Below are 6783 nucleotides of genomic sequence, written 5' to 3'. Positions count from 1 at the left end.
CCCCGCCTCCTACTCGATTCTGCACTGGCAAGTTGCCAGCAGTCTTGCCCACCCTTGTCTACACTGCTTTTCACCAACGGAGGTTGCGCCCGGCAGTGCGCCGGCAAAGGAGTGCGCCATGTCTCCCCGCATGCAGTTTCGCGGCCCGGCCCGGCAACGGGGGGCGATCGGCTTGATGGCCGCTTTGACCCTGACTTTGGCTTTGGCATTCATGTTGTTGGTGGTCGATACCGGCAGGCTGTACCTGGAAAAACGCAGTTTGCAGCGCGTGGCTGACATGGCCGCCCTTGAAGCCGCCACCCGGGGAGGAGACTGTTCCGGTGGCTCAACCGCGAACACCTATGCCACCGCCAGCGCGCAACGAAATGGTTTCGCCATTCCCTCCACTGGGCGCGCACTGGCTGTGGCGTGCGGTGCGTTGACCCTGGATGCCAACAACCTACGGGTATTCGGTGCAGACCCAAGTAAAAGCGAGGCTATCCGGGTTATCGCCAGCCATGTCGTGCAACAGAGTATTGCCGGTGGCATCGGCGCGTTGGCCGGCGGTGCACCAGCGGGCTCAACGCTGACGCTGAGCGCAACGGCGGTCGCTGCGCTGCAGCCCCCCCTGGCTTCATTGACGATCCGCAGTACGCTCCTGACCTTCGATACCAGCAAGGCCGCCATTACCAGTCTGCTTTTCGGGGGATTGCTGGGAGGCAACGTCAATATCAGTGCGGCGGGCTGGAACGGATTGGTCAATACCGACATCAGCCTGCTCGGCTACCTCAATCGGTTGAAAATTGACCTCGGCCTGATCGCTGGCGGCTACGACCAGGTACTGGGTACAACGGTCAATGTCAGCCAGTTGATCCAGACCGCCATCAATGTACTGGACCCCAACGGCACACTTGGAGCATCCGCAACCATTGTCAGCCTGCAAGCATTGAAGGTGGCAGCGGGTACGACGTCCGTTGTGCTGGGTAATATGTTGCATGTTGAAAGTGGCACCGACATCTCGACCCTTGCCGTGAATCTGAAAGCCTTCGATCTGATTGAAGGGTTTGTGCAACTGGCCAACAAGAAGAATGCCGTGGTCGCGACCTTGCCGATCAACATCGCGGGCCTGGCGCAGATCACTGCACGGGTACAGGTGATGGAGCCACCGCAACTGTCGGCCATCGGCAATCCAAAAAACGCGGCATTGGCCCCTTTGGGCCCCAACCGCATCTATGTACGCACGGCTCAGGTCAAGACATTGTTGTCGATCAACCTGCCCGTGCTGGACGCCATCACGCCTCTGGTCAACGCCGTTATCGATCTCGTTGCACCGCTGACCAACACTCTGAATTCATTGCTGCATCTGGACCTGGTAGGCGTCGTCAACTCATTGACCTGCGCGTTGCTCGTGCCCTGCGACACGCCGGAAATCAAGCTGTTACCACCTCCGATTCGCATCGACGTGGCGCTGGAGGCGGCGGGTGCCTGGAGTTATGTCACGGCTTACAGTTGCGTGAGTACGACGAATAAAAGCCTGACGACCAGCACCACCACCACATTGATCGGATTGAAGATCGGGCAGATCAACCCTGCCGATGTGTTTGGCTCGCCCACCGTTCCACCCAGCAACAACGTCAATCCTCTGAAGGTCATCGATATCGGCGTACAGACCTGCCAACGGCTGCTGATCCTGCCGCCAACCTGCTACAACCATCAGCCCGGTGTGGGCGGTAGCATCGATATCATGGTCAACACCGCGGTTGCCCAAAATGCCAACATGTCCCACGTCTATTCCGCACCAGCGGCTGCCAACTTGCCGGAGATCAATCAGCCACCGTTTTACTACGCCTTTACCACGACCAATATCGTCAACAGCCTGAGCACCACCGTGAGTAACCTTGGCGTGAACATGTATGGACCGTCGGGCAGTATCGTGGGTGGCTTGGGCAGTATTTTGAGTGAGGTCACGACTGCGTTGGTCAATGCGATCAATACGGTACTCAGCCCGTTACTGGATACGCTGATCAATACGTTGCTGGCGAGCCTGGGGATCGACCTGAACAAAGTCGAAGTGGGTGCCAACCTCAGTTGTCACTCGGGTCGAGCGGCGCTGGTGATCTAGTCCTGCTTCACGATCGGCAGTTCGATGCAGAAACGCGCACCCTCGGTGGCGTTTTGCACGCTCAGTTTTCCGCCCATGTTCTCGACGATGCCGTAACTTACCGACAAGCCCAAACCCGTGCCGACGCCGACGGGTTTGGTGGTGAAGAACGGCTCGAAAATCCGCTCCAGCAAACGCGGGTCGATACCGCCGCCGTTGTCCTCGACCCACAGGCGTACCGAGTGCGTATCCCGTTCGGCGTACACCGAAATCCACGGTCTGAAATCGGGGTCGGCCTCGCGCTTGCCGAGCAATGCATCCCGGGCGTTGACCATCAGGTTGATCAGCACCTGCTCAAGCTGATCGACGTAGCCGCGCACTTGCACTTCAAAACCGGTCTCGCTGATGCGCAGGTCGACGCCTTTGCCGCGCATCCCTTCGGACAACAGCGCCAGCGTGCCTTCGATGGCCTGGGCCGGGTTGAACGGTTGCTGCTCGATTTCCGAACGGCGACCGAACACCCGCATGTGGTCCACCACCCGCGCGGCGCGTTGTACCTGGGTGTCGATGCGGGTGAGCTTGTCGATCAGGTAATCGACCTGTACGTCGCCGTTGTTCAGGCGCTTGAGTACGTTGACGATGGCCATGCGCATCACGTTCAGCGGCTGGTTGATCTCATGGGCCAGGCCGGTGGCCATTTCTCCGAGGGTGGCCATTTTCGCGCTTTGTGTGAGCTGCTGCTGCGAGCGCCGCACCTCGGTGTTGTCGCGCCCCACGGCCTGGACCTCGAGCAACCGGCCCTGTTCATCGAACACCCCGCGATCGGACCAGACCCACCATGCGTGTTCGCGGCCGGGCAGTTGCAGGTTGATCTCGGCGGTACTGACCGGAAACTCGGGGCTCAACTGGTCCAGCCGTCGGGTGAATGCCTCGCGCTGTTCCCCGGACATCCAGTTGCCCAGGTTCACCCCCGGCAATTGCTCGGGCGCCAATTCCAGATAGGTGGCCAACGGACGGTTGCCGAAGGTCAGGGTCAGGTCCGGCTGGTAGCGGCAGATCATCGCCGGCGAGTCTTCCACCAGAATCCGGTAGCGTTCTTCACTCTGCCTGACCTGTTCGGTGGCCAGGGTCGCTTCGGTGATGTCCAGCCACAGGCCCACGGCTTCCACCGGCAAGCCGAGGTCGTCGCGCAACAATTTCGCCTCATCCAGCAGCCAGTGATAGTCGCCGCGACTGTCGCGCATCCGATACCGGGCGCGCACCGAGCCTTCACGCAGCAACAGCCGCGTGCGCTCGAAATACTGCAGGCGATCGTCGGGATGCACCCGTTCCACCAGCGCCCCAGGGGTGCAGTCGGCGAGGGTCCAGCCGAGCAGCGGCAACAGGCTGTCGCTGAAGAACACCGGGTGTAACGCACCTTCGACATAGCGCTGTACGTAAATCACCGCCGGAGAGCTGGCGATCAGATTGTCCAGGCGTGCATGGGCGGCAGCGGCGCTCTGCTCCTGGTTCTTGATGTCGCTGATGTCGAGCATGAAACCCACCAGGCGACGGTTTTTCCCCGCGCCCAGGGCCTGGCCCTGCAGGCGATACCAGATGGGGGCGGACGCACCGTAATGGCGATACAGGCGCACGCACAGCAGCAGGGGAGTGCCTGTCTCCTGCAAGTCTTGCAAGCAGATGCGCAGCTCTTCGCGGTCGGCGGGATACACCTGTTCGAGCCAGTCCTGCATGGATAAACGCGACGTACCAAGGTTCAGGGTAGTGGCCAGCGAAGGTGCCAACTGAACCTCGTCGCTGTCGCTGATGACTTCCCACCAGCCGGTTCCCAGCAAGGCTTGCAGTGATTCCAGGCGTTCCAGTTGCAAATGATGCCGGTGCTCGCGCAGGCGCTCGAGCAAGGGGCTGGCGAGCGCGGCGGTGATTTGCAGCCAGTCGCGTTCCGTGACATCGGGGGCGCGTTGTTGCGCCGTGTAGAAGCCGCATAGCAACCAGGCGACCACCCCTTGCGCATCGTGATAAGGCACGGCGAAGCCGTCGGTATTGCCGAACGTGCCTTGCAGGCGCGGATGTTCACGCGGGGTCAGGTGCTGCGGTTCCGAGCCGTTCAAACTGTCCAGTCCCGTGCCCAGGCGTTGACCGTTTTGCCAAAGTTGCGGTGCATCGAGGGCCGCGTAGTGCTGGTAAATTTGCCAACCCTGTTCCTGCTCATCGAGCAAGGCCAGGGCAATGCACGGAACCTGAAAGCGCTGGGCCAGGCTTTGCAGTTGTTCGGCCAGCATCTCGGGTAGGCGAGTCAGGCTACACAGGCGTAACTGTCCGGCGATTTGCAGCGCCAGCACCTGGCACTGTTCGCGGTTGCGCGATTGCCGGCGTTCGAGCAGCAAGTCGCCGATGTCCAGCATCTGCAACAACCAGGCATCGGCCAAGGGTTGCACCCAACCGCGCAAATGCAGCGGCGGACCGTTGAGGCTGTAAAAGTCCAGGTCCAGGGTTTGTCCCTGCCAGTCCGCCGGCGAGCCTTCGATGGCGAGGCTGCTGTGGGGCAACAGGAAGTCGAGCAGGTGCGGTGCCTGTGCGCTGGGAGGTTGCTGGGCCAGCAAGTGCCGCAGCGGACCGCTCAATTGAACGACACGCCCCTCGGCATTGAGCTGCATCTGCAATCCGAAACTGTGCACCCGCAGTGCCTCCGGTGGCTCAGGTGGCGGTGGCGGATGGCGGTGGAGCAGGCGCCCGAACAATTTGTCCCCGGCACTCAAAATTGCAGGCTCGCACTGGCCGTGAGGGTCGCCGGCAGATTGGGCACCCGACCGATGCCGGGCAGGTTCAGGAACGGGATGACGGCGCTGATTTTATTGGTGGGGTAGGTGATGCGGACTGTCAGCAGCCCGCCCACATAAGTGACATTGGCGTCGGTGGCGACATTGAAGTTCAGGGCCGGCGCAATCCAGGCTGTTTGCGTGGTCAGTTCTGCCTTGGCGCGGGCGATCAGCGCGGCGCTGTAGCCGGGGGTTGCCGGGTCCAGCGCCACGCTGCGGCGCACGGCTTCGGCAGTCGACTGGTTGAATGACTGCATCAACAGCAGCGGCAGGCTATAGCTGATGATGCCGTAGAACACGCCAAAAAAAATGATGAACACCAGGGCGAATTCAATCGCGGCGGCGCCTTTTTGTTTGTGGGGGAGGCTGGCTTTCATGAGTGCGTCTACCCTGACCAACACTGAGTAATGTCAGCATAGAATCATTCAGCCAAAACGGACGTTTTTTACCGAATGCAGAGCTTTGTCCTATTGATCTGGCTGGCGCTTTGCGCCGCACAGGATGCCCGGCAACGGCACATCGCCAATGGCCTGACCCTGGGTGTCGGTGCCCTGGCCCTGGCGTGGCTGCTGTGGAGCGGCACGACCTGGCTGGGGGCCGACGCACAACAGGGCGGCTGGGCTTTTTTGTTGGCCCTGGGCTTCACGCTACCGGGCTACGCCATGAAGCGAATGGGTGGTGCAGACGTGAAACTCATGGCCGCCCTGGCTCTTGCGACGGACGGTATGCACGTGCTCGGCACGTTTATTGGCGCCGGATTGGCCAGCATCTTCTGGCTGCTGCTGGCGCCAAGAGTCTGGCTTTATATGAGTCAAGGGGTTAGAACCCATCTTTTTTATATGGCACCAGAAATGTCAAGGAAACAGCCATTTGCACCCTTCGTGTTGGTGGGGCTGATGCTGACATTTGCCTGGTTCCACTAGTCGAGCCTTTTGTGTACATAGCCTGAAACTACGTCTACTTTTCAGACAGAGTTGTACAACCGCTGGCTGTCGGTGAGGGACGGGTCAACCTTTGACCTGACAGGGAGTTGCTCGTGAGCAAGTTTACTTCGGCAGTAAAAGTCCTTGTGGTCGACGATGCGCCATTGATCGTTGAAGAACTTTGCGAATTTCTGGAGGGCAAAGGTTACCGTTGTGTTCCCTGCGAATCGGGCTATCAGGCGATCGAGCGTTTCAACGAAGACCTCGATATCGGCCTGGTGCTACTGGACCTTCAGATGCCCGGCATGGACGGGATTGAGTTGATGCAGGAGCTGCAACGGCTATCGGGCAAGCACCGGGCGTTCGAGGCGATCATGCTCACCGGGTGTGCCGACAAGCAGGACGTGATCAAGGCCCTGCGCGCTGGCGTTGCCGACTATTACCAGAAGCCGATCGATCTGAATGAATTGTTCGAGGGTTTGCAGCGGCAGGAAGTGGCCTTGCAGGAGAGGCACAAGAACCTGCAGTTGGGGCATTTGAATCAGAAGCTGCAGTATCTGTCCGAGTCGATTGATGATCTGTACCAGGACCTGGACAAGGTTCGGCGGGGTCCGCAGGCGGCAGACGCGGGTGGCCGGGGTGTCGCTGATGCTGATGCGGCGGAGACTCCGGCGATTTTCAATCAGCTGTCTCCGCGGCAGCTGGAAGTGGCGCGGTTGGTGGGCAAGGGGCAGACCAATTATCAGATTGCCTGTGAGTTGGGGATTACCGAGAACACGGTGAAGTTGTATGTGTCGCAGGTGTTGCGGTTGACGCATATGCATAATCGGACGCAGTTGGCGTTGGCTTTGTCGCCCAGTAGTTCCGGGATGCAGCAGCGGGTTACGGCGCACTGAGGCTTGGCGGCCTCTGGGCCGACCAGGCTGGTGGTTTGGGTTGTGTACATATCCGTTTCTGCGGT

5 protein-coding genes are annotated in these 6783 nt (G+C 60.2%); 3 read left to right on the top strand and 2 right to left on the bottom strand.

What is annotated here, in order from left to right; all coding sequences use genetic code 11:
* Window positions 1–118 precede the first annotated feature (118 nt).
* Complete coding sequence (locus tag VC35_RS28035; protein WP_046043978.1) at window positions 119–2101, top strand: pilus assembly protein TadG-related protein; 1983 nt, start codon at window positions 119–121, stop codon at window positions 2099–2101.
* On the opposite strand, the gene VC35_RS28030 is transcribed toward VC35_RS28035, so the two are convergent.
* Together VC35_RS28030 and VC35_RS28025 are read right to left on the bottom strand one after the other, a co-directional pair.
* A complete protein-coding gene (locus VC35_RS28030) occupies window positions 2098–4839 on the bottom strand; it encodes an ATP-binding protein (RefSeq protein WP_046043976.1) in 2742 nt (913 codons plus the stop codon). The genes VC35_RS28035 and VC35_RS28030 overlap by 4 nt on opposite strands.
* Entirely contained in the window at window positions 4836–5276 is a 441-nt protein-coding gene (locus VC35_RS28025) for a TadE/TadG family type IV pilus assembly protein (protein ID WP_046043975.1), read from the bottom strand. The genes VC35_RS28030 and VC35_RS28025 overlap by 4 nt, the downstream gene beginning before the upstream one ends.
* A 75-nt stretch (window positions 5277–5351) precedes the next feature.
* Between VC35_RS28025 and VC35_RS28020 the strand changes: the two genes are divergently transcribed.
* Window positions 5352–5822: a prepilin peptidase gene (locus VC35_RS28020; RefSeq protein WP_046043974.1), complete on the top strand. Its 471-nt coding sequence runs from the start codon at window positions 5352–5354 to the stop codon at window positions 5820–5822.
* 113 nt (window positions 5823–5935) lie between these two features.
* A complete protein-coding gene (locus VC35_RS28015) occupies window positions 5936–6718 on the top strand; it encodes a response regulator transcription factor (RefSeq protein WP_046043973.1) in 783 nt (260 codons plus the stop codon).
* The last annotated feature ends 65 nt before the right edge of the window (window positions 6719–6783 follow it).

Source organism: Pseudomonas fluorescens (genome assembly GCF_000967965.1).
GTDB classification, from domain to species: domain Bacteria; phylum Pseudomonadota; class Gammaproteobacteria; order Pseudomonadales; family Pseudomonadaceae; genus Aquipseudomonas; species Aquipseudomonas grandcourensis.
This window is presented reverse-complemented; position numbering and strand designations above follow the sequence as displayed.

Excerpts from the sequence above, each read along its gene's own strand:
- VC35_RS28035 (WP_046043978.1), top strand. The coding sequence starts at position 119 with ATGTCTCCCCGCATGCAGTTTCGCGGCCCGGCCCGGCAACGGGGGGCG.
- VC35_RS28025 (WP_046043975.1), bottom strand. The coding sequence starts at position 5,276 with ATGAAAGCCAGCCTCCCCCACAAACAAAAAGGCGCCGCCGCGATTGAA.
- VC35_RS28020 (WP_046043974.1), top strand. The coding sequence starts at position 5,352 with ATGCAGAGCTTTGTCCTATTGATCTGGCTGGCGCTTTGCGCCGCACAG.